Genomic DNA, 23532 nt, shown 5'->3' on the forward strand with positions numbered 1-23532 from the left:
ATTTATAACTCTCTTACAGAGACGCGATACATCTGACAGAGCGAATTTCCATCACATCGGAAACGTAACAAGTACCTCCGAATTTATTCAGGAGTGGTCTGATATTTTCGACAACACGCTTGAGTTCTTCTGGCATACAAAACGCGAGAATGTAAACATTATCAAGCATGGTCATGTCTAAATCTTCTGTCGTTCCTCGTAATCCTTTACCAACAACATTTCTAATGACGGCATGGCTATGTACGCCTGACTTGTCTAAACTCTCTAAAATTTTGGCAAGTTCAAAGGAGTTGGCGATAATTTCTATCTTTTTAACTACGTGCATATTATTACCTCCAGAATAGGTTAATTCCGTAGAGATATAGCGGAATTCCCACAATAATATTGAACGGAAATGTGACTGCTAGAGCGGTAGAAACATATAGGCTGGGATTTGCTTCGGGAACAGTCATCCGCATCGCTGCTGGCACAGCAATGTAAGAAGCGCTGGCACACAATACAGCGAATAACAGCGAATTTCCCTGAGGCATACCGATGAATTTGGCGATCGCTAACCCAATGCCTGCATTGAGTATTGGAATTAGTATGGCAAATAAAATCAGGAAAACTCCGGTTTTTTGCAAGTCTTTAATTCTTCTGGCAGCCACCAGTCCCATATCCAATAAAAAGAAGGTAAGAATGCCATAAAACAACCCTTGAGCAAAGGGTTCTAATACGTGCCAACCACGTTCTCCTGTCAAGACGCCGATTAAGAGGCTACCGACTAGTAGAAAAACTGAACTATTAAGAAATGCTTCTTGCAAAACTTCCGACCAAGCAAACTCTCGCTTTTCATCGGCAGTGAATATACTTACCAAAATCAGACCAACAATGATCGCCGGAGATTCCATCAGGGCAAGAGCTGCTACCATGTAACCATCATACTGAATACCAAGCTCAGTTAAAAAAGCGCCGGCAGTGATGAAAGTGACGGCACTGATAGAACCGTAGGTTGCTGCGATCGCCGCAGCATCGTAAGTATCCAGTTTCCACTTTAAGATAAAAAAGGTGTAAATTGGAACAAAACAAGCCATCAACATTGCTGCTGCGAGTGTTAGAATTACCTCCTGATTCAGTCCGCTTTTGATTAGTTCTACCCCTCCTTTAAAACCAATTGCAAACAGCAAATACAACGAAAGGAGTTTGGGTACTGGTGGGGGAATTTCTAAATCGGACTTGACAAAAACAGCAGTCATGCCTAAAAAGAAAAACAAGATTGGCGGATTCAAAATGTTGGATACAATTAAGCTAAAATCCATATCCACCCCTCTTTATACTGGTAAAACCTGCAATTAAAGAAATTTTTCATCTTTAAAAATTTAACGGTTCAATGATGATGTATCGTGTATTGTTACCTAATGTCAATTGGGTACTCAAGGAGTGAATAGTCCGATTGGTGACTATACTCTCAGTTAGATATGTACAGCGTTTTGCAAGCAAATAAACCACGGACTAGGAAACATTTTCATGTCCCTACGAAAACGTATTGGGGCAATTTATTAATTTAATTGCCCCTAGTGTTGACAACAGAACAAGTTAGAGCTTGCTCATCATGTTTTGATGTTTGATTCCCCGTGGCTGATTTTACGACACAACGCGCCGGAATAACTAGTGGCTAACTTTTCTACGTAGAAAAGTTAACGTATTGTCAGGGCAATTATGAATTGCCACAACACAAACTTTGTCTAAATCCCAGTATTTTTTGATTTACAACAGTTTTGTAAATCCTGCTTGCTCAAAATGCCGGTCAGATGTAAAGGCTTGAGTAATCCCCTCCTGTGTCATCACCGCAAAGCTAATACAGTCAGTTAGTCCCCAATCTTTATCAGGACGCTGGCTGTATAACATCCAACCTTCATCCAGCCCAGCAATTTTTGGTCGAAAGGGATGATTTGCACACTTTTTAAAACTCTCAAACTGTTGATGAAAGCAACTGTCTGAATACGGCTGACTGGTGTACACAGAGCATCTGCAACCTCCAATAGTACAAACTCTGTTGTCACCAAAGGCGTTTCTAAGCGCAGAAGTCTATCCATTACCTCATTTGCCTGGTGATGAAGATTATCCCTAACATTAAGAAGAGCAATCCAGGCAGCTGTGAAGACAAAAACTTTCGTCAAGGTTATGATTCTCGCTTTGGCATTCCATAGAGATAATGGTCATGCTGCTGTGCCAAATCGCTAATATCTGTATCAACTGCACAGTTTTTAATCAACTGCCTCAGCTTATCCCAATCTGAGCCTTCTGGCGTTGCTGGCTGAGGTGTGCGGTTTTCTTCGACAAACACAATTATAACTGACTGCCCTTCATGCCCTTCAATTGGTTCGTTAGGATGAACTACACCGTTTTGGAATGTGCCTTTGACTGACAGCATAGCTTTTTCTTGCTTCTACATAAATCATGATACAGTACCATTCTGGTTAAAAAGATTGCCACACAATCTTTATTGACCAAGTTTCGTTAGGATATTGTAACCTGGGCAATAGCGACTCTCTATTGATGTGACACCAGGCGATCGCTTTTTCACATCCATGACAACAACCATCGACTTTCTCAGTCACCTTAACCCTAGCCAACGTCAAGCTGTCGAACATTACTGTGGCCCGTTGCTAGTTGTTGCTGGCGCAGGTTCCGGTAAAACACGAGCGCTGACTTATCGCATTGCGAATCTGATTCTGAAACACCGTGTTGATCCAGAAAATATCCTGGCGGTTACTTTTACCAATAAAGCCGCGCGGGAGATGAAAGAACGGATTCAACGGCTGTTTGCTGAACAACTGGCAATGAAACAACACGGACAGCGGTTGGATTTGTTGACAGAATATCAACAAACGCAACTGCGATCGCAAGTTTACAAAAACACGATCAAAGATTTATGGTGTGGCACTTTCCACAGTCTATTTTCTCGCATTCTCCGTTTTGATATTGAAAAATATGTAGACGAAAAAGGACGCAAGTGGAATCGTAATTTCTCTATTTTTGATGAATCAGATGTTATCAGTCTGATCAAAGAAATCGTTAATAAAGAGCTAAATTTAGACGATAAGAAGTTTGATGCCCGCTCTGTCCGCTACGCTATTAGTAACGCTAAAAACCAAGGTTTATCACCCCAAGAATTTGAGCAAGATCAACCTAATTATCGCGGACGGGTGATTGCCCAAGTATACAATTTATATCAAGATAAGTTAGCGCAAAACAACGCTCTCGACTTTGACGATCTTATTCTTGTACCTACTAGATTATTTCAACAAAACGAGCAGGTATTGGGTTACTGGCATCGCAAGTTTCGTCATATCCTCGTAGATGAATATCAGGATACTAACCGCACTCAGTATCAACTGATTAATTTATTAGTTACTAATGGCGAAACCAAAAAGAGCGAATGGCAATGGGAAAATCGCTCAGTTTTTGTTGTTGGTGATGCAGACCAATCAATTTACAGCTTTCGGATGGCAGATTTCACCATCTTGCTAGGATTTCAGGAAGACTTTGGCGATGGTTTGGTAGATGATGATACTCGAACAATGGTTAAGTTGGAAGAAAACTATCGTTCTTGTGAAAACATTCTGCAAGCGGCTAATGAACTGATTGAAAATAACACCCAACGGATTGATAAAGTCCTGAAAGCGACGCGGGGGACGGGTGAACAGATTACTTGTCACAAAGCCGATGAAGAACTTGCAGAAGCGGCATTTGTAATTAATCAAATTAGCACTTTAGAACAGCAAAATCCAGAGTTAAACTGGGGTAGTTTTGCCATACTTTATCGGACGAATGCCCAATCTCGGCCATTTGAAGAATTGTTGGTGAAATATCAAATTCCTTACACAGTTGTAGGGGGAATGAGGTTTTACGATCGCAAAGAAATTAAAGATGTCGTTGCTTATTTAAGAGCGATAAATAATCCAGCTGATACAGTCAGTTTATTACGAGTTATTAATACTCCCCGGCGGGGAATTGGCAAAACCACTATTGACGCTTTGATGAACGCATCTCAGCAATTAGGGACAACTTTGTGGGAAATCCTCAGCGACGAAACATCAGTTAATACATTAGCTGGACGGGCGACAAAAGCTGTAAATAACTTTGCCGCAACGATCAGCCGTTGGCAAGCACAAGTCAGCACGCTTCCGGTGACAGAGGTTTTGCAAGGAATATTAGAAGACTCTGGTTACGTTCAAGACTTGATGAATCAAGGCACAGATGAAGCCACAGATCGGGTACAAAACGTTCAAGAACTTTATAACGCTGCACTGCAATTTCAAGAAGAAAACGAAGAGGTTTCCCTAAGAGATTTTCTAAGTAGTGCCGCCCTTAGTTCCGATTTGGATAATTTAAAAGAAGGACAGACAGCCGTTTCTTTGATGACTTTGCACGCTTCCAAAGGTTTGGAATTTCCCGTAGTGTTTTTGGTGGGATTAGAACAGGGGCTATTTCCCGGCTACCGTTCCCTCAGCGATCCTGCATCTTTGGAAGAAGAACGCCGCTTGTGTTATGTGGGGATTACTCGCGCTCAAGAGCGGTTATTTTTATCACACGCGCGGGAACGCCGTTTGTATGGTTCTCGTGAACCTGCGATGCGATCGCAATTTCTCGATGAGTTGCCAGAAGAATTATTATCTACCAAACGTGCGAGTCGTCAAACTTATACCAAAAGTGCCTCTACTCCTAATGGAAAACAAGACTCAACACAGAATTGGCAAGTAGGCGATAGAGTATTACACAAAACTTTTGGTCTTGGCGAAATCACGCATGTTTTTGGAACGGGTAGTAAGATGTCTGTAGCAATTAAATTTGCTAGTTTGGGACAAAAAATTGTTGACCCAAGAGTAGCACAGTTGCAACGAGTAGAGTAAGAGGTATATAAACGACCAAATAGACTATATTTTGATGGTGCGTTGCTACAGAACAAGCTGTGTCAACTACAAAAGAAGCATTTATAACTCTAGAACATGCTGTAGTGAATAAAACTTGTTCATTTGTAACTCCACAACGTTCTGGACTAACTAAAACTTGTTCATTAATAAGTTAGGAAGAAGTTTTATTACCTAAAACTCCTATTTCACTTATCATTTTCGGACTTTTTATAATTAATGATTAAATTCATTAAATCCAACTTTAGTTTTACTTATCTAAAAACGAGTTAGTTGTAACTAAAACACCAACATTTATAAGTTGAGCTTAAGTTGTATTAACTCCAGCTTCTTCTGAAGTTATCAAAGGATGAGTTTTTGTAACTTGTTTTTTTTCATATTTCAATTTCTTCAAAGTGTTCAACAGTGGGAAATGGCTCATAAAAATGATGTAGAAGTTTTTTCCACTCTTGATACTCAGCAGAACTTCTAAATCCTACAGTATGAGATTCTAAAGTTTCCCATCTGACAAGTAATAAATATTTACCTTGAACTTCTATACATTTATGCAATTCATGGGATAAATATCCGTCCATTGAGGAAATAATTTTAGAAGCTTTTTTGAAATCAGTTTCAAAATCGGATTCCAAACCAGGTTTAATATGAAGCATCACAGCTTCAAGAATCATAAAGTTTTACAGTGAGTATTAAGCTAATGTTATTTAGTATAATGTGATGTCTACAACGGGCTGCGCCATTAAGACTAATTTTTTAGTAAATAGATAATCGCAGCACAAAACTCTTCGTAATATCCTTTAGAATCAGTTTCACTAAAGCCTAGAATTAAGTCTTGTCTGTCTTCCTCTGTGATTGTATTGATGATTTCCAATATTGGCTCAAGAGCTTTTGCACGTAAATCTTTCAGTTTATCAATATTGAGTCCGAGTTTATCAATTGTTGTTTCAGCAGCTAATTGCTTTTTTGAATTATTTGTCGCCAAAATCTGACCGTCATCAGTGTACTTAAAGAACTCCTCACAATTTGCATTTATGGGTGAAACCATCAAATTCTCATCGTACCAATGATCTTTCTTGCTTCCACAGTGCAGAGGTTCTTTACGCTCTCTTTCTCTTTGGCATGAAGCCAGCATATTTGTGTATTCCAGCGCTAGCTCAGTATTAGGATATCTAGGTTTTAGATGTTCAATATGGCTAATATCCTTGGTAATACGTCTTCCACAATAACAACAGATAAAACCTTGCTCTTGCAACAAAGAATTATGTACATCAGTTTTTTGTGGTTTGCTGAAGTTGTCCCAACTTGGTTGCCAATCTTCATTTGCTAGGTTTTTCCAAACGGTAAAACTTTCTGGCTCCTCACTTTTTTTGATATATTTCACCGCTTCAAAATCTCTTTGCGTCGAATAGATACACTTGCTTTTACTAATTCTGGTTCATCTTGCCCAATAATATCAGCAATTTCCTGAGATAATTGCCTAGCACCATCAAGATTTCCTTCATCAATGAGTCTAAATAACTCATGTAAACGATCTTTAATTTCTTGTGGACGTGCGGGAACACCCATGAGGTCTTCTAGTATTCGATTGCTGTCTCTCCCAAAGGAACTTTCCGGTCTTTTAGCAACAACACCTTCGTCTGTTTTTTCTAGAATATAAATTCCTTCAGGCTTGACTTGGCTAATTACTTGAGGCGAATGGGTGGTAACAATAAATTGGCAATTGGGGAATGTTCTTGTCAAAGCTGGAATAATTTCCCGTTGCCATTTAGGGTGTAGATGTAGTTCAATTTCATCAATTAAAACAACACCACTACCTTGGAGTGGATCTGGTAAACTAGGGTTAGCGATCGCTAATCGTCTTGCTAAATCTCCCACCATAGCCAGCAGGCATTTTTCTCCATCAGATAGCTGATTCACTATAAGTTCCTCACCTTTTTTTCTGACAGTCATTCGGAGTGGAGAACGTTCAACCTGTAAGTTTAAAAATTCTGGTATTAAGGAAGAGATAGACTGTCTTACTGCTTCTAATTGTTTGTCTCTATAATCAGGGTTATCTCTTCTCCTCTCATTTTCTAAATCTTCTCGATTTCTAAACCATTCAAAAAATATTTTGAAGTCAATTCTTCCTCCCGTAAGTGCCTGATTATAGGCATCCACTTGTTTAAATGAACTTCCCTCTGAAATCTCTAAAGGCATATCAATAACAGCGCGATTAACAGGGTAGTAAACTACTAAATGAATATTGGATTGAGAATTAGTTTCTAATTGTTTACGTAGATATTCAATTGTAGTTTGCAGCCCTAATCTTGAGTATTGAAAACTAGAAATATTAGTAGATTTAGCAATATCAGTAGCGACAGAATCAGAAATTTTATCTACTATAGTTGGTAATATGGGATTTAAGATTTCTTGCAATTCTTGATATTCAATATCTGAAAATTCTTTACTACCTGAGTTTTTTAAAAATTTTGCAATATCTGCAACTAAATTTACAGCAAAATCTTCCATTGCTGGTTGTAGCAGCGCAGATGATTTGCTATCACCTATCTGAAACAGATTGATAGACAAAGGCACTTCCTGCAAATTATCTAGCACGGTAATAACTTCGGCGCGTATTTCGTTACGACCACTACTTGTATCTTGTTTGCTGAAGGAACGAATAGAGTCAGGAGAGTCCTGAATTTTTCCCGTAACCTGTGACATAATAATAGCCAGACAATCAAGAATATTTGATTTGCCCACGCCATTAATACCAATAAGTACCGTTGGCTGGGTTTCATCAAACTCAAGCGTCAAATCGTTAATTCCACGGAATGATTGTATTTTCAAGCGCTTGACTTTCATAGTTTTAACAACGCTGAACGTAATTTAATACAGCTAAAAATTGGTAAAAAACAGCTAATCAAAAGCACACTTGACATAATCAATTGCAAAAGGTGTGATTTTTTCGACAAGATTATTAATTACCCCTCGTTCATCTTCAGTCCAAATTCTGGGATGACCAAAAATACATGGTTGTAAAATTCCCCAGAGTTGCCCATCTTGGCGGATATGGGCATGAATTAGGGCGCGATGTCCAAAATACTTCTGTTCAAACTCTCGATTTAAGACTTGAGAATCAGCAGTTTCTACATCTTCTACAAAGATTGAAGGTTCAGCACGTAATGCAGCCGCAAACATCGGATCTTCATCTACTAAAGTTGGGGGTTGTGCTGCCCATTCTTCATTATAAACAGTAGGTACATCTGGAGTGCGAATCCAACAAAAGGCAACTCTACCAAGGTCATTTTGTGGATTATGCAAGTATAGAAAACATCTGTCGGACTGTAGAAAATCGCCTACAGCTGGCAACAGTGCAGAAAATATAGCATCTGGTGTTTGAGATGATTCTACAATATTTTTGAGTGCAGAAGGAAGTTCTTGCTGAGTCATACAACTAAACTGATTTTAATTGAATAATCCCTTTATCAAAAACGCGATTATTAGTAGCGATCGCACTTATTTCTATTCTATCTTTATACACTTCATAAGAGGCAAAACTTAAGTCACTAGTAGAATACCCTGTCCACTCAGAACGTCCTACAGGACGATTGCCAGCACCCGCGCCACAAATTAAGTAAGTTGTACCATCGATAGCACGAGTGCGCTCATAATTGTGTTCGTGGCCATTGATGTAAAGTTGAACGCCGTATTTTTTAAATAGGGGAGTAAAAGTTTTAATAAAATCTGGATTATTCCCATACTGACCCGATGAATAAATCGGATGATGACCAAACACTACTTTCCAAGGAGCATTACTAAGACTTAATTCTTTTTCTAACCAAGGTAGCTGGTTTTTCCAATCAGCATTACTGTTAGTATCTAAAGCAAAAAATTGCACAGTTCCCCGGCGAAATGTATAGTAACGTCCCTTCATATTAAAGCCAGCATATTTGACTTGTGGTTCGCCATTGGCGGTACGAATATCGTGATTACCTAAACAAGCGTGAAATTTCACACCTTGCTTCAGTAAACCTTGATAAGGACGCTCAAAAACTGCATTAATTTTCTCAATTTCGCCGTTATTATAAATGTTGTCTCCAGCTAAAACGACTAAATCATAAGGATTTTTCTTATGATACGCATTCATTGCCCCAGCCACAGCATACTGTCCTTTAGCCCCAGTTCCCGTATCTGCTACAGACACAAAACGTAATAACAAGTCTTTTTTGGCTGGGTTTGCGGCTATAGCTGTTGTTGAATCGCTAATATCAGCACTTTGATGATTTTGATGAGCAAACATCCAGCTTAAAAATCCTGTACCAATGGCGCTGACGCTACTTAAAAATAAAAATTGACGGCGTTTCAGTTTCATAAGTCACCAAATTTAATAAATAGTCAGTTTAGCGGAAACAATGAGCAATGAAGTGATACATTAATGCAAAAGAAGGCAGCACCAGTAATAATGTACGTTGTTTGTCTTTGATTCGCTGCTTTTGGTGAAAGTTCCATGTCACAAGACAATCAGTCAAAACCGACGGATGAGCAGGTAACTCAACCTCCCCAAAAACCTTACCAGAGAGTTCAGCCCTTTTGGAAGGCTAAAATTATCCAACTTCTCCAAGGGACGATTGGGGTTTTAGAAGTAACGGTGGAGAAACTGGAGACAGCACCGCCACCTGGTACTGAGGAAAAACCTGGTTTTTTTCAGCAGCTTCAGTTGAGGTGGGGTGGACTGTTAAGGACAATCCGCTTGTTTTTGCCATCAAATTTGTCAACAAAGCTATCAGATACAGCTTTGACGGGAATTGTTACTGGAGTTGCTGTAATTCTCGTTTGGACAACTACGACTATCTTTACTGGTAAACCTACTGAAATAGCAACTGTTCCCCCGGTTGAAGAGGTTCCGATACCAACACAAACGATAACTACTCCACCGGAATCAGTCGCACCAGAACCACAGCCAGCAGAGGATATTACGCCGCCGCCAGAAGTACAAACTACTCCACCAACGCCGGAACCGGAACCAGAACCAATTCCTACGCCAACGCCAATCCCAACACCAACGCCAATCCCAACACCGACACCCATCATAGAATTGACACCTGAACAAGCTTTGATTGCGGCTATTGAAAATCAAGTAGCCGAAATTAGCGATCGCGTTGCCTCTGGTCTGATAAAGTCAATTCAAGCCAACTTCCGTACAAGTAACTTGACTGTCAAAATTAGTAATGATTGGTACACTCTCAATGAATCTCAGCAAGACAAACTAGCTACGGAGATATTACAACGCTCTCAAGAACTTGATTTTACTCATTTAGAAATTATCGATTCCCAAAATACACTCATAGCTCGTAACCCAGTTGTTGGGACTGAGATAGTAATTTTTAAACGGCAAACAGCAAGTTAAAGTAATTCGTAATTCGTAATTCGTAATTTGGAGTTTAACTTTAAGTATTTATGTTAGACAATGTTTCGCTATTGCTGAAAGCTTGTGAAAACTTAAACATAAACTATGAAATTCTGCATCCTTCGGAAAACTTAATCAAAATAAAATTGAATAGTAAACAGCATTATTTTTGTAACTATAGCACTCCCTTACTTAATCAAGCAGTAGCACACCTGCTCAAAGACAAAGAATACACTTATCATGTTTTAAACAAAAAAGTTAAACTTCCTCGGACAGTGGGTTTTCTTTCCCCTTTTTGTGACACCAAATATAAGATTTACTTAAAATTTTCAACTATTCAAGATATCGTATTAGAAATAAAAGAAAGTTTTAAAACACCAGTAATTATCAAAAAAAATTCTGGTGCCAGCGGGCATAATGTTTTTTTATGTAAGAATATAGATGAAATTGAAACTGCTTTAAAAGAAATTTTTAATATCAATAATAAGTATGATTACGTCGCTCTTGCTCAAGAATTTATTCAGATAAAATCTGAGTATAGAGCGGTTTTCTTAAATAAAGAGTTAGTTTTGCTCTATGAAAAAGATATAACTGATGCCAAGTTTGTCGGTAATCTCAGTCCTCTACACTGGGATGGTGCGAAAGCCAAGTATATTAATGATCCACAAATACTGTCAGAGATTACTAATTTTGCTAAACCAGTTTTTGAAGAATTAGACCTTGATTATGGTGGTTTTGATATTGTATTAGATCGAGATAATCAATATTGGTTGATTGAAATCAACTCTCACCCAAATTTTGGCATTTTTATTAGAGATAATGGAGAGGAGCATGTGTTGAAAATTTTTGAAAAAATGCTCGTTAGCCTAGCCTCAAATTGAAGAAACAAATCATCGCGTCTCTTGCTTAACTCCTAACTCACCACTCTCATTGTCTGAGTTGGTATCCATACAGTAAAAATAGAGCCAATACTTACAGTTGATTCTACTTCAATTCGACCTCGATGGAGTTCCACGAGTTGTTTAGTTAAAGCCAATCCCAGTCCAGTGCCTTCGTAGCGGCGGCGATAGGGTGTATCGAGTTGCTGAAATTTTTCAAATAGTAATGGCAATTGTTCTTCAGGAATGCCAATCCCGGTATCTTCCACTTGAAAAATAGCGGTATTATCTTCCACCCAAAGACGTAAAGTAACACTGCCACTTTCAGGGGTGAATTTAATCGCATTAGTTAACAAATTCCACAGGATTTGTTCTACTCGTTTGGCATCGCCGATAAAGCGATCGCGCCTGGGATCGATTTGCAAATCAAGTATAAGATTAATTTGTTCGCTTGTTGCTTTTTTTTGCAGTGACTTCACAGCATTTTCGGCAACATTCACTAAAGAAAATTCCGAAATATTTAAAGCTGTTTTTCCAGCCTCGATTTGCGATAAATCGAGGATGTCATTAATCATTCCTAATAAATGTTCTCCACTGTCGTGGATTGTTTGCAGATAACCCCGTTGTCGTTGACTCAATTCACCCAAAGGCCAGCGTAATAACGTCGAAGACATCCCAATCACATAAGTCAAAGGTGTGAGCAATTCATGACTGATAGTAGCGAGAAACTCACTTCTGATCCGGCTAGCAGCTTCGGCGGCGAGGAGAGCATCACGTAGGGCCATTGTGCGCTCAATAACTCGTTGTTCGAGATTTTGTTTTTCTTGGGTGAGGGTTTGCATTAACTCAGCTTGGTGAATTGCGATCGCTAATTGTTCTGCGATCGCAACCAGCAAGTTTTTTTCGCTATCATTCCACTGGTGAGGTTCATCGCACTGATGAGCAATCAGCAATCCCCACAGTTTATCCTCAAACATTATCGGTGCAGCAAACTTAGCCCTAACTTGGCATTCCCTTAAAAAATTCAACAAACACTCTTCCAGAGCATAAGTTTTTTCGACATCATCCACAGCTAAGGTAAAACCTTGGCGATACTTTTCCCAACATTGAGAGGTTCGGATAAAGCAATTTTCTTCTGTGTAATTCAATACCGAGCTAATAGCATCTGTAGCACGGGCTTCATAGACAATATAACCTCCATATTGTTGGTAGTCTTCTAAGAGGGTTTTATTATTAACTGATACAAAAGGCGAGTGTTCACCGTTGTTTTCATGTATAGAAAAATAGATTTCGCAAGGTTCCCTAACTGATAGTTCCATACCTGTTGTCAGTGCCGTTTCATTGAGAGGAATAGTGTCAGACTGGTATGGTTGAGTATTTACCTGAGAACCTGCAAATTTATAAATTACTAATCTGTCTAATTCCAAAAACTCACGTACCTGTGTAATTGCCGTTGCCATAATAACAGGCAAATCCAGGCTTTTGCGGATCTGTGTTGTTACCTGATTAAATAGCCGCTCTTGGGAAATCTGTTTTTTTAAAGCATCTTCCACTGGCTGACAGATATAAACTGCTGGCCCAATTGGGCTTGGAGATGCTATTATTTCTTGGTTTGGTTGAGTTAGGAGATATTCTAATAACAACAGCGTGAATTGACTTTGGAGCGTAGCATCATTGGGTCTAATAATTTGCTGATAGCGTTCGAGATTTTGGTGAGTATAAGAATCGCACTCAAATAAGTCTCTCAATTCGGAGATAAATGTTGCGATCACCTCCAAATTAAACGTCAACTGAGCATTGATTTCTGAGTAAGTTTCTTGCCCCTCTGTTTCCCTGCTTCCTTGCTCAAAGGTTCCGACCAAAAGGACGCTAAACTGCTCAGAAACCACTAATGTAAACTTTTGCCTTTGCCACTCCACAGGTATGTAAATCCGCACCAACACAGCTTCTGTCAGTATCAAAACGGCACTTCCCACCGTTTGAGCCATCTGTTCTAACAACTCCCCAAGCTGATTAAATACAACAATAGGCAAGGTTCGAGAAAAGCTCAAATCAGGAGAACTAAGCATTTTCAATCATTTTGGTAAGAGAGGGCTGAATGCAGGGAAAAAAGTTTGTTTTGATTATGTACTAACCAACAACTTAAAACGGTAACACAGGATTATGCATCGTATAAGTAGCACATCGGGTGGATGGAATCAGTCAGAGGGTTTAATTTTTTTAGAACAAACTCCCGCGCCTTTCGTCTTGATTACGGCTGCTGATACTGACATTCAAACCTTGGCAGCTGCGGTGACAAAATTACCCCCAAGCTTTCCGGCATTAAGAGTCGCCAACCTATTGCAGTTACAGCAACAATTAAGTATAGATACTTATGGAGAGCAAGTTTTAGAACTTGCCCAAGTAATTATTTTGCGCCTATTAGGAGGACGTTCTTACTGGGGTTATGGCTTAGAAGTAGTGCAAGAAATTGTGCAACGTAATGGTAGAACTCTCATTGTAATGCCAGGGGATGACGCTTTTGATCCCGATTTAATTTCTCAGTCTACCGTACCCTTGGGTGTTGTTAATCAGGTATGGCAGTATTTTAGCGAAGGCGGCGTGGAAAATTTCGTTAATGCTCTGCAATTTATCTCCGATAGTTGCTTATTAACTGCATATAATCCCCTACCACCTCAGCCGATTCCGCGCGTGGGATTGTATGAGTGGGGAGCAGGGGGGCAGGGGGGCAGAAGAGAGTTAGAACTTCGTTCATCCACCTCAGATACTCGTTCATCCACCTTTGAACTGGATGAATCCACCTCAGAAGCTCAAGGGTTCCAATACCCAATGCCCCATGCTCCATGCCCCATGCCCAAAATCGGCATCCTTTTCTACCGCGCTCATTATTTAGCGGGGAATACTAAAGTAATTGATGCTTTATGCGAAGCCTTGGTACAGAAAAATTTACAACCAGTACCAGTATTTGTTTCTTCATTGCGTGAACCAGATGTTCAAGTTGAGTTGAGTGAATTTTTTCAACCCAAAGAAGCTGAATCAATCGCTGTACTGCTAAATACCACCAGTTTTTCTCTAGCACGCTTGGAAAGCGAAACACCCCAAACCGAACTGTGGCAAAAATTAGATGTGCCTGTGTTGCAGGTAATCCTCAGTGGCGGATCGATTGAGCAGTGGGAGTCACAGTTTCAAGGGCTTTCTCCCCGCGATATTGGGATGAATGTGGCGCTACCAGAAGTAGATGGGCGGATTATTACTCGTGCCGTGTCTTTTAAAGCCTTGCAAACTCGTAATCCCCATTTAGAAACAGATGTAGTAATTTATGAACCAGTGAGCGATCGCATTGAGTTCGTTGCTAAACTAGCAGCAAATTGGGCGCGTCTACGTTCCAAACCACCCCAAGAACGTCGAATTGCCCTGATTCTCGCAAACTACCCCAACCGTAATGGCCGCCTCGCCAATGGTGTGGGACTCGACACCCCAGCTAGTTGTGTAGAAATCCTGCAAGCTTTACATCAAGCTGGGTATGAAGTAGAAAATCCACCTGCTCAAGGAGACGAGCTGATTCAACGGCTGACATCTGGCGTAACCAACGATCCGGAAGGTAGAGAATCGCTTCCGGTAAACCAAAGTGTTTCTTGGGAAGAATATCAAGAATATTTCGCTTCATTACCGCCAGCAGTGCAGCAAGGTATTAGTGAAAGGTGGGGAATAGGGCATGGGGCATGGGGCATGGGGCATGGGAATAACCAATGCCCAATGCCCAATCCCCAATGCCCAATCCCCATTTCTGGAATTCAACTCGGCAACGTTTTTGTGGGAATTCAGCCAGCAAGGGGTTATGATAATGACCCCAGTTTGAATTATCATGCACCGGATTTAGAACCAACCCATGATTATTTAGCTTTCTACTATTGGGTTAGAGAAACTTTTGGTGCTGATGCTGTAGTTCATGTAGGGAAACACGGAAATCTAGAATGGCTACCGGGTAAAAGTGTGGCTTTATCGAGTAATTGTTATCCAGAAGTAGCTTTCGGCGCACTTCCCCACCTGTACCCGTTTATTGTCAACGATCCTGGTGAAGGTTCCCAAGCCAAACGTCGCGCTCAAGCGGTGATTATAGATCACCTCACGCCACCGATGACTCGTGCGGAACTCTACGGTTCTTTGCAACAGTTAGAAAATTTAATTGATGAGTATTATGAAGCCGACAGTTTAGATCCTTCGCGTTTGCCAGTGATTCGCGATCGCATCCACGAACTGGTGATCAAAGAAAATCTCCATCTAGATTTAGGAATCCAAAATGAAACAGAAATTTTTAATTCTGAATCCTTAATTTTGAATTCCATCGGTGGTTATCTTTGTGAATTGAAAGAAGCCCAAATCCGTGATGGCTTGCATATTTTTGGGCAATGTCCCCAAGGAAGGCAATTGAGGGATTTAATAGTAGCGATCGCTCGCATCCCCAATCGCCATTCTTCAGGTATTACCCGTGCGATCGCTCAAGATTGGGGATTAGACTTCGATCCTCTCACAGCCGATTTGTCAATGCCTAGCGGTGAATACTCAATAGTCAATGGCACAGAATGCCGTACCCTTGGTGATATCGTCGAAGTCCTAGAAGAACACGCTGCCCTCTTAGTAGAACAACTCATAACTCCTAACTCCTCACTCCTAACTCCCCACTCCTCACTCAGCACTACCCTTAACTGGATAAGCGATCGCCTCCTTCCCGCCTTACAAAAAACCGATCAAGAAATAACCCATTTATTACACGGACTCGATGGTGGATATGTCCCCAGCGCTCCATCTGGCGCACCCACACGCGGCCGCCCGGAAGTTCTACCAACAGGAAGAAACTTTTATTCTGTCGATATTCGCGCCATTCCCACAGAGACGGCTTGGGATATCGGCAGAAAAGCCGCTGAAACCCTTGTAGAATATTACACGCAAGAGCATGGCGAGTATCCCAAAACACTAGGTTTATCAATGTGGGGAACAGCCACCATGAGGACTGGAGGTGATGATATAGCCGAAGCCTTAGCTTTACTCGGAGTCCAACCTGTCTGGGATGGTGCAGCGCGGCGAGTAGTGGATTTTGAAATTTTGCCCCTAGCGATTTTAGGACGACCCCGTGTAGATGTCACCTTACGAATTTCTGGATTCTTCCGAGATGCTTTTCCCAACTTGATTGACTTATTCGATCAAGCAGTGTCAGCAGTAGCAGACTTGGATGAACCGCCAGAACAAAATCCCCTAGCGGATGCAGTTCGCCAAGAGACTGATTTATGGACAAGCCAAGGATTAACTATACAAGAAGCCGTGGTGCGATCGCGCTATCGCATCTTTGGTTCTCGCCCAGGTGCTTACGGCGCTGGACTCCAAGGTTTAATCGAATCGCAAAACTGGACAGATGACGAAGATTTAGCCCGCGCCTACATTAACTGGAGTTCTTACGCCTATTCTTCGGGAGCAGGGGGAGCAGGGGGAGCAGGGGAGGATAAAATTTCCAATGCCCAATGCCCAATGCCCAATGCCCAATGCCCAGTGCCCAATACCGAAGCCTTCGAGCAACGCTTGTCTCAAATGCAAATAGTCCTGCACAATCAAGATAACCGCGAACACGATCTACTCGATTCTGATGATTATTACCAATTTCAGGGTGGCTTAACAGCAGCGGTGCGTTCTCTACAGGGAAAAAATCCCCAAACTTATTTTGGAGATAATTCTATACCCGCCCAACCACGCGTTCGTCAACTGAAAGAAGAAATTGCACGAGTGTATCGTTCTCGCGTAGTTAATCCCAAATGGATTGCAGGAGTAATGCGCCACGGATACAAGGGAGCTTTTGAAATGGCGGCGACGGTAGATTATCTATTCGCCTACGATGCAACAGCAAAATGTGCTGAAGATTACATGTATCAAGGCATAGTAGATGCTTATCTACTCGATCCAGTTGTTGTAGAATTTATTCAGCAAAAGAACCCTTACGCACTGCGTGATATTGCTGAAAAATTATTAGAAGCACATAAGCGCAATTTGTGGGAGGATGTAAATATAGGAACATTAGAAGCTTTGAGGAACCTAGTACATCAAGCTGAAGCAGTTATCGAAGAAAAATCAATGGTGTAGGAAACAAATATGGAGAATCTTGCGTATTTGCACCTAGCTTTCGCCTACGAAGACAGCACACCCAGTGAATTGGTCTCCCTCAGTTCTTTGTTTAACAAAGCAGCTGCGCCAGACTGGAAAAGGCTTTCTGGTAGGGCTTGGAAGTATATGTTGCCCCTTGCTCTGTCTTTATCTATTCTTGGCGCTGTCAGCAGCGTCATGGCACTAGAAAAAGGCGATCAAGGTCCTTCTGTCAGAAATCTACAACAAAAGTTAAAAACAGCAGGTTTTTACCAAGCTTCTGTTACCCAAGTATATGATGTATCCACACAAGAAGCTGTGCGGCGCTTCCAAAAAGCCGCTGGTTTACCAGTGGACGGCATTGTTGGAGCAAGCACCCTGCAAAAATTAGAAAGTTGGCAAGCCAAAAAGCCCACAACTACCGCTACACAAGCTAAAAAAACTACTGCTGTAAGCGCACAAGCTAAAAAGCCTAGCCCTACTAGTTCAGCTAGTTCAGCCACCAGCAAACGCCGCAATCCTAACTACCTTGCTAAGGGGGATGAAGGTGAAGATGTGAGAGCTTTGCAAGAACGGTTAAGAGTCGCAGGCTTTTATTACGGAAACGCCACAGGCATATTTGGTCCAATTACCGAAGAATCTGTCAAGCGATTCCAAGATTCTTACAAATTAAGCGTTGATGGAATTGCAGGCCCAGCAACATTAGGTAAATTGCCAGGAACTGGCATCGGCGATGGAGAAGAGGCTCCCAAAAAGGTAGTCAATCGAGATAAACTTCGTGTAGGCGATCGCGGTGAGCCAGTTAGAATTGTTCAAGAACAATTGATCCAAGCAGGATATTTAGAGGGAGAGCCAAATGGCTACTATGGCCCTTATACTGCCGATGCTGTACGCCGATTTCAGGCAGCTAACTTCTTGAAAGCAAGTGGTGTTGCTGGCCCAACTACGCGAGCTAAGTTATATAGCTCAGTTAATACTGCTAGCAAAAGCGAATTTAATACCTTAGAAATTCAAACCCGACTACGGGAGCGGGGTTTTTATAAAGGCAAGCTCAATGGTGTGATGGCAGATGACACCAAAAAAGCGATTAAACAAGCCCAAGAATTCTACGGCATTAGCCTCAAGGATCTTAAGAGCGGACGCTTTTAACATCCGCTTTCGTGTCGTTAGTATCAGTCCCCAACTGGTTGCTTGCCTCCAGTAACAGCAAATTACAAACTGCTCAAAATTCCATTTATTTGGTTAATTTGAGTAGTTTTGTTTTATTTATCCACCCAAGTACTAAAGCGGCATCAGCGCCCGTTGGCACTTGGGACACACTGCATGGATGGTCATTTGACAGTCTAAGAGATGAAAACCTTCTTTTTGAGCAGTTTTTGACCCAATTTTTAAAATTGAATCATTTTTAAACTCAATAGTTGAGTTGCATCTAACACAAATTAAGTGATGGTGGTGGTGAGGATAGGGCTGGTTGATCTCATAATGCTTATGTCCCTCGCCCAGTTCTAATTCCCGTAAAATTCCCATCCTTGCCATCAACTTCAAAGTCCGATAAATAGTTGACAGACTGATCCCTTCACCATCAGTTTCGAGTCGATGATAAAGATCCTCCGCACTCAGATGTTCACCTTGCGGAAGTTCTTGAAAAATGTGTAAAATTGTTTCGCGCTGGGGAGTTAATCGCCAGCCTCGTTCATTCAGTTCTGCCTTGAGTGAAGTAGTTGTGTAGACAGTCATACTAATATTTCTCAACAAAGCTTGTTAGTTGAGAATATAACAAATCTTGGGAGCAATTTGCAACAATCATTGCCTATTGAGAATTCTTACTAAATATTTAAGAACAATTCATCAAATCTTGAGCCAAATTCAAGTAATAAGCTGTAGTGCATTTAATTTGCATACAGCTAATAGTTAGGATACTTGTAACGATTGCATCCCTTGACGTTGAATTTTGCCTAAGTTAAATTTGAATTGTCTAGTTACTCCCCACCTTCAAGATATCTGAGCAAAAATTGGGGAAAACTTTTATACAGTTTAATGCTAATTATTTGCTGTAAGCCTATAAAAGGCTTTTGACCTGGGGATCAAATCAGCCTTTTGTCCCTAGTCATTTGTCAAGTGTAGTTTTCTAATGACAAATGACTAATGACAAATGACTAACTCAGAGACTCCAAATAGTCGCGGATGAGGTTGCGGCGCTTGGGTTGACGTAACTTTTGCAAAGCCTTGGATTCAATTTGGCGGACTCGTTCGCGCGACAAGTCAAGAGCGCGGCCAATTTCTGCTAAAGAATAAGGATGACCATCTGCCAAACCAAACCGCATCAAAATTACATCACGCTCCCGGCTAGTCAAATCTGACAGAAGATGATGCAAATCTCTTTGTAAAGATTCTCGCATTAACATCTCTTCTGGAGTTACACTGTCGGTTTCGAGTAATTCACCTAACTCAGTGTCTTTATCCTTACCAACCTTGGTTTCCAAAGAAACGGAGCGAGGAACCCGCAACAAAACTTCTCGTACTTGGGTTGGTGTCATCTCTAACTCAGTTGCTAAATCCTCTAAAGTCGGAGTGCGACCTTTTTCTTGAGCAATTTTGCGTTGAGCCTTTTTAATTTTGTTTAACTTTTCGGTGATGTGAACCGGAAGACGAATCGTGCGACTAGAAGTAGCGATCGCCCGTGTAATTCCCTGACGAATCCACCAGTATGCATAAGTACTGAAGCGATAACCCTTAGTTGGGTCAAATTTTTCTACAGCCCGCTCCAAACCTAATGTACCTTCTTGGACTAAATCCAACAATTCCAAACCACGATTTTGATACTTCTTAGCAACAGACACAACTAAGCGAAGATTCGCCTTAATCATGTGTTCTTTTGCTTGGAGTCCTTGGGACTGAACTTGCTCCAACTCTTCTACAGTCAACTTGGCAATTTCAGCCCAGCGACGTTTGCCATTTGCCAAAGTTGGCCTAAGATCGGATAAAACTATATCAGCAGTAGCAGCCCATCTTTCCAAAGAGGGGCGATGTCCTAGTTCCGAGGTTAGACGTTCTTGAACTTCAACTAACCTTAGATAGGGCGTAATCACTTCATCCCCTTCCTTGGCGGCCTTAGCAAGTACTATCCGCATCCGCAAGTAGCGTTGGACTTTTTGAGCTTCTGAAACCTCTTCATCGCGCCCCAACAAGCGAACCCGACCAATTTCTTGAAGATATAGACGTACTAGGTCTGTACTCCGACGGTTAGTGCTAGCAGCAAAGTTAGCATTATTGTCAACAGAAGCCAGCTCTAGCTCCTGTAAATCATCTACCGATAACTCACTGTCATCAACCGTGAGATCCGAGTCCAAAGCCTGGCTAGACTTTTTGGTGTTGTAGGGGGCGTCTGTATAAAAAGATGTTGCTGGCATAAAGATCGTCTCAATGGCTCCAGGTAACAATAGATTTCGGTCAGCTTAGATTACGGTCAGCTATTCAACTGTTGCTATTGTTCCCGCGATTAACGATGAACTAACATGGTTGAACGTTCCATTACAATTTTTTTAGAAATTAACTGTAATGGTTTTATTGGATACAGGATTACTGAACTTAATCCGCTGCTAAACTTTTGATTAAACCAATAGCTATTAAATCCACAGCTAGGCTTTCAATATTTCAACTACTTAGTTAATATTTCAACCTTGATGGTTTTTAGATAGTAACTTTTGTAACACAGTATAAACATCCTTCAGTGAATGTCATCTTTATAATTGGCATAGTCACATTTACATGGCTGCAAAAGTAATATCCTGACGATTTAGCAATTTTTTCTCAGGATTATTCAGGTATAAGTAGAACTAATAGATATCGGGGAAGTGATTAGCATTAACGGCAAAAGTTCTCTCGATACGGAGATAGAAGATGCGGATAAATTATCAAATACCCTCTCCGTGTACCTGCGTCGTCTTCTATGTCAGTCTTGACGTGCCAATTTCAACTTGACAGACTACTAACTAGTAGTCCATCAAGCTAAGGAAAGCTTGTTATGTAGTAAGCACTGAAGTGCTTAATATAAGGACTAAAGTCCTTACTACGAACTTATTGAGCCAGCAAGTTGATTTGACAGACTACTAACTAGTAGTTGTACTCTGGCTTGATATCTCGCAACATCAGTTCATCAAGTGCTTGTCCGGGTGTGATTTCGCCTTGAAGTAACCGATAAACTTGCTCGGTAATTGGGACTGCAATGTTTTGTTGCTTGGCTCGTTGCATCAAAACTCGGCAAGTGTTTACTCCTTCAGCCGTTCCTTGTAAATTTGCGAGAGTTTCTGTAAGTGACTTACCACCAGCTAGCTGATAGCCGACTTGGTAATTGCGACTTAAGGGACTATTGCACGTTGCTAACAAATCTCCTAGACCCGATAAACCATAAAATGTTTCCGTCTTTGCACCCCAGTTTTTGCCGATGCGAACCATTTCGGTAAGTCCACGGGTGACTAAAGCAGCTTTGGCATTGGTTCCCAGTTGTAAACCATCGCACACACCAGCTGCGATCGCAATCACATTTTTCAGTGTTCCCCCCAGCTCCACGCCCAAGGGGTCGGGATTGGTATATACCCGGAAACGATGAGAAGAAAATACTAACTGCACTACTTCCGCAGCCGTGGGGATGTTACTGGCTACCACCGTGGCTGCTGGTAATTCCATTTGAATTTCTTTTGATAAATTAGGTCCAGACAAAACAACCACTGGATGGTTAGGGAATACTGTTTGCCAAATTTGCGACGGCGTGCAGGTAGTTTGAGGATCTAAGCCTTTCGTCGCCGTCACAAAAATTGTCTCTGGAGAAAGGGGGAAAGACTCAACTTGGGAAGCAACATCTCTCACACCAATCATTGAGATAGCAGACAGGATTATTTGGACATCTTTTAAAATTACTTGAAGACTTTGGGAACCTTGACGCGACCACACACGCACCTGATGACCATTTGCAGCGGCGAGATTTGCTAGAGATGCACCCCAAGCACCTGCACCCAGAATTGCAACGGAAAGTTTTGTGTTGGAGTACATCTGCTCACTCATAATTCCTAATTCTTAACTCCTAACTTTTGAGCGTGGGTAACGTTCCATCAATTCTCTAACTTGTCCAGCATGATAGGAGCTTCTTGTCAATGGTGAAGAAACAACTTGTAAAAATCCGATTTCTTCACCGAATGCTTTCCAGTCAGCAAATTGTTCTGGATTGACAAATTCGTTTACCTGCAAGTGTTTTTGACTGGGTTGGAGATATTGCCCAATGGTCAAAATATCGCAATCGACAGTTCGCAAGTCTTGCATAACCTGGCGAATTTCGGCATCAGTTTCACCGAGTCCAACCATAATGCCAGATTTAGTGTATGTGCTAGGAGAAACTTGACGAGTGCGCTGCAATAATTCTAATGTGCGATCGTAGTTTCCTTGGGGACGCACCCGGCGATATAGGCGTGGAACAGTTTCGGTATTGTGGTTTAATACCTCTGGCGCAGCCTGTAGTATTAACTCTAGAGCATTCCAATTACCGCATAAGTCAGGAATTAGCACCTCAATTGTGGTGTTGGGTGAAACAGAGTTAACTGCATCAATACACGCCATAAACTGAGAAGCACCACCATCAAGTAAGTCATCTCGGTTTACAGAAGTGATGACTACATGGTTAAGGTTCAAGCGGCGAACAGCTTGGGCCAGTCGTGTAGCTTCCGTGGGGTCTAGTGGTTTGGGTTTTTTCTCAAAATCAATATCGCAGTAGGGACAAGCGCGTGTACAAGCCGGGCCCATAATCAAAAACGTAGCAGTCCCAGCGTTGAAGCATTCACCAATATTCGGACAGGACGCTTCCTCGCAAACTGTATTGAGGGCTAAATCCCGCAAAATTTCTTTAACGTTACCGATGCGCTCACGCCCAGGTGCTTTCACCCGCAACCAGTCTGGTTTTACAGTCACAATCCGCTTTTACCACTAGAGTTATACAAATTTAATCCTAGCAAGCAAAGCCTTTGATGAAGCGATCGTATATAGATGTAATTCTGCTATTTGGTACAGGTTATGATATTCTTAATTTACAATGCCATTTTTATGGCGGGATGTGGCGCAGCTTGGTAGCGCACTTCGTTCGGGACGAAGGGGCCGCTGGTTCGAATCCAGTCATCCCGATTTATGTTGTAGAGCGACAAATTATTTGACCGTGGCGACAAATTATTTGTCAACACTC

Annotated in this window: 19 protein-coding genes and 1 tRNA gene; 6 read left to right on the forward strand and 14 right to left on the reverse strand. The window is 41.3% G+C overall.

Going from position 1 to position 23532, the window contains the following annotated elements; genetic code table 11:
* Positions 1-13: 13 nt before the first annotated feature.
* The 4 genes from HWQ42_RS30760 to HWQ42_RS30775 form a co-directional block, all read right to left on the reverse strand.
* Positions 14-325 (reverse strand): P-II family nitrogen regulator, encoded by a 312-nt coding sequence (locus HWQ42_RS30760; RefSeq protein WP_179067225.1) that lies wholly within the window; start codon positions 323-325, stop codon positions 14-16.
* Positions 326-329: 4 nt separating this feature from the next.
* Positions 330-1298, reverse strand: a complete 969-nt coding sequence (locus HWQ42_RS30765; protein WP_292818712.1) for a sodium-dependent bicarbonate transport family permease — start codon at positions 1296-1298, stop codon at positions 330-332.
* Between the two features lie 549 nt (positions 1299-1847).
* Complete coding sequence (locus HWQ42_RS30770) at positions 1848-2075, reverse strand: hypothetical protein (RefSeq protein ID WP_292818715.1); 228 nt, start codon at positions 2073-2075, stop codon at positions 1848-1850.
* An 86-nt stretch (positions 2076-2161) separates the two neighbouring features.
* Complete coding sequence (locus HWQ42_RS30775; protein WP_292818718.1) at positions 2162-2413, reverse strand: hypothetical protein; 252 nt, start codon at positions 2411-2413, stop codon at positions 2162-2164.
* A gap of 157 nt (positions 2414-2570) precedes the next feature.
* Here HWQ42_RS30775 and pcrA point away from each other — a divergent pair, with 157 nt between their 5' ends.
* On the forward strand, positions 2571-4895 hold the full coding sequence (pcrA, locus tag HWQ42_RS30780; RefSeq protein WP_292818857.1) for a DNA helicase PcrA: 2325 nt from the start codon (positions 2571-2573) through the stop codon (positions 4893-4895).
* A 392-nt stretch (positions 4896-5287) separates the two neighbouring features.
* On the opposite strand, the gene HWQ42_RS30785 is transcribed toward pcrA, so the two are convergent.
* The 5 genes from HWQ42_RS30785 to HWQ42_RS30805 all read right to left on the reverse strand — a co-directional run bounded on the left by HWQ42_RS30785 (position 5288) and on the right by HWQ42_RS30805 (position 9264).
* Positions 5288-5581 (reverse strand): antibiotic biosynthesis monooxygenase, encoded by a 294-nt coding sequence (locus HWQ42_RS30785; RefSeq protein WP_292818720.1) that lies wholly within the window; start codon positions 5579-5581, stop codon positions 5288-5290.
* A gap of 74 nt (positions 5582-5655) precedes the next feature.
* A complete protein-coding gene (locus HWQ42_RS30790; RefSeq protein WP_292818723.1) occupies positions 5656-6291 on the reverse strand; it encodes a retron system putative HNH endonuclease in 636 nt (211 codons plus the stop codon).
* Positions 6288-7754 carry an AAA family ATPase gene (locus tag HWQ42_RS30795; RefSeq protein WP_292737836.1) on the reverse strand — a complete coding sequence of 489 codons (1467 nt, stop codon included), beginning with the start codon at positions 7752-7754 and terminating at the stop codon, positions 6288-6290. Before HWQ42_RS30795 ends, HWQ42_RS30790 begins: the two co-directional genes overlap by 4 nt.
* Before the next feature lie 54 nt (positions 7755-7808).
* Complete coding sequence (locus HWQ42_RS30800) at positions 7809-8342, reverse strand: GAF domain-containing protein (protein WP_292818726.1); 534 nt, start codon at positions 8340-8342, stop codon at positions 7809-7811.
* Between the two features lie 4 nt (positions 8343-8346).
* Positions 8347-9264 carry a metallophosphoesterase gene (locus HWQ42_RS30805; RefSeq protein ID WP_292818729.1) on the reverse strand — a complete coding sequence of 306 codons (918 nt, stop codon included), beginning with the start codon at positions 9262-9264 and terminating at the stop codon, positions 8347-8349.
* Positions 9265-9399: 135 nt separating this feature from the next.
* On the opposite strand from HWQ42_RS30805, the gene HWQ42_RS30810 reads away from it, so the two are divergent.
* Both HWQ42_RS30810 and HWQ42_RS30815 read left to right on the forward strand, forming a co-directional pair.
* The gene (locus tag HWQ42_RS30810) at positions 9400-10299 is read left to right on the forward strand and encodes a hypothetical protein (protein WP_292818732.1); all 900 of its coding nucleotides are present in this window, start codon (positions 9400-9402) and stop codon (positions 10297-10299) included.
* Positions 10300-10349: 50 nt separating this feature from the next.
* On the forward strand, positions 10350-11180 hold the full coding sequence (locus tag HWQ42_RS30815; RefSeq protein WP_292818735.1) for a YheC/YheD family protein: 831 nt from the start codon (positions 10350-10352) through the stop codon (positions 11178-11180).
* A 32-nt stretch (positions 11181-11212) separates the two neighbouring features.
* Here HWQ42_RS30815 and HWQ42_RS30820 read toward each other — a convergent pair whose 3' ends face one another.
* Positions 11213-13246: a GAF domain-containing sensor histidine kinase gene (locus tag HWQ42_RS30820; protein WP_292818738.1), complete on the reverse strand. Its 2034-nt coding sequence runs from the start codon at positions 13244-13246 to the stop codon at positions 11213-11215.
* 94 nt (positions 13247-13340) lie between these two features.
* On the opposite strand from HWQ42_RS30820, the gene cobN reads away from it, so the two are divergent.
* The gene (gene cobN / locus HWQ42_RS30825; protein WP_292818741.1) at positions 13341-17306 is read left to right on the forward strand and encodes a cobaltochelatase subunit CobN; all 3966 of its coding nucleotides are present in this window, start codon (positions 13341-13343) and stop codon (positions 17304-17306) included.
* Positions 17307-17315: 9 nt separating this feature from the next.
* Positions 17316-18455, forward strand: coding sequence for a peptidoglycan-binding protein (locus HWQ42_RS30830; protein WP_292737822.1), 1140 nt, complete (start codon positions 17316-17318; stop codon positions 18453-18455).
* Positions 18456-18587: 132 nt separating this feature from the next.
* Here HWQ42_RS30830 and HWQ42_RS30835 read toward each other — a convergent pair whose 3' ends face one another.
* From HWQ42_RS30835 to lipA, 4 genes are all read right to left on the reverse strand, one after another.
* Entirely contained in the window at positions 18588-19043 is a 456-nt protein-coding gene (locus HWQ42_RS30835; RefSeq protein WP_012407750.1) for a Fur family transcriptional regulator, read from the reverse strand.
* A 419-nt stretch (positions 19044-19462) separates the two neighbouring features.
* Positions 19463-20716, reverse strand: a complete 1254-nt coding sequence (gene sigC, locus HWQ42_RS30840) for an RNA polymerase sigma factor SigC (protein ID WP_292737820.1) — start codon at positions 20714-20716, stop codon at positions 19463-19465.
* 703 nt (positions 20717-21419) lie between these two features.
* Entirely contained in the window at positions 21420-22355 is a 936-nt protein-coding gene (locus HWQ42_RS30845; protein WP_292818860.1) for an NAD(P)H-dependent glycerol-3-phosphate dehydrogenase, read from the reverse strand.
* Between the two features lie 24 nt (positions 22356-22379).
* Positions 22380-23264: a lipoyl synthase gene (gene lipA / locus HWQ42_RS30850; RefSeq protein WP_292818744.1), complete on the reverse strand. Its 885-nt coding sequence runs from the start codon at positions 23262-23264 to the stop codon at positions 22380-22382.
* 136 nt (positions 23265-23400) lie between these two features.
* Between lipA and HWQ42_RS30855 the strand changes: the two genes are divergently transcribed.
* A tRNA-Pro gene (locus HWQ42_RS30855) sits at positions 23401-23474 on the forward strand.
* Positions 23475-23532: the final 58 nt, after the last annotated feature.

The organism is Nostoc sp. JL23 (assembly GCF_017115065.1).
Taxonomy (GTDB): Bacteria; Cyanobacteriota; Cyanobacteriia; order Cyanobacteriales; family Nostocaceae; genus Nostoc; species Nostoc punctiforme_A.